This is a genomic window from Haemophilus haemolyticus (genome assembly GCF_003490595.1).
Lineage (GTDB): Bacteria > Pseudomonadota > Gammaproteobacteria > Enterobacterales > Pasteurellaceae > Haemophilus > Haemophilus haemolyticus_L.
Genome location: NZ_QQGY01000027.1, coordinates 1 through 779, shown reverse-complemented (window position 1 = coordinate 779; position 779 = coordinate 1). Strand labels below are relative to the sequence as shown.

1 protein-coding gene is annotated in these 779 nt (G+C 41.7%); it reads right to left on the bottom strand.

Going from position 1 to position 779, the window contains the following annotated elements; translation table 11 throughout:
- Nucleotides 1-779, bottom strand: a 779-nt coding sequence (locus DV415_RS10055) for a hemagglutinin repeat-containing protein (RefSeq protein WP_192879135.1), incomplete at both ends; no start/stop codon positions are given.

Below are 779 nucleotides of genomic sequence, written 5' to 3'. Positions count from 1 at the left end.
CCCCCAAGAAGGTTCCTTGTTTACCAGACACATCCGAACCGTTAATGGTGATGTTGGATGCTTTGCCTGCCCCTGTAGCAACAATATTTACTTTGTCTCCGGCATTCACTTGAGATTTGGCCGCGGTATTACCTTCAATATGGGTTCTCGATTCGTTCTTTTGTTGTCCATACGTAATTTGAACACCTACGACAGAATCCATATTGCCACTATCCATAAAATCTTGAATAGATTTACCCGCGTTCATTACACTATCGCCTGCACGGTAAGCATCAAAGCCCGCATTGGCTGCTGCCATAGCGTTTACACGATCGTGCTTACTAGCACCCACTTGTTTAGTAGATTGCACCGCGCCCTGTACAGCCTGAATAGCAGAAAGAACAGGAGAAGTAATCGCAATATTTAAACCTTTTTGTTCAAAGGTTTGTTTGGTATTGGTTTCGTATTTATCATCAGCCGCTTTAATTTGCACTTTTTGTGCCAGAATATTTACATCACCTTTAATGGCACTCACTATACTTGCTGTTTGAGTATAAGTGTTTTCTGCAATCATCGTAGTATTACCGTTCAAGCTACCTACTTGGCTACCTTGCGCATAAAGCTTAGTCTGATCACTTTCCGTGGTTTGTTTTTGAGAACCAAAGGTTACGCCAATACCACCTCCCAACATGCCTGATTTTTTCTTGCTATAAAAATCATCAGAATAAACTCGGTTCTCAGCTTCGCGAATATTAATGTTCTTACCTTTCACCGTTAAGCTATCATCACCCACAACACCA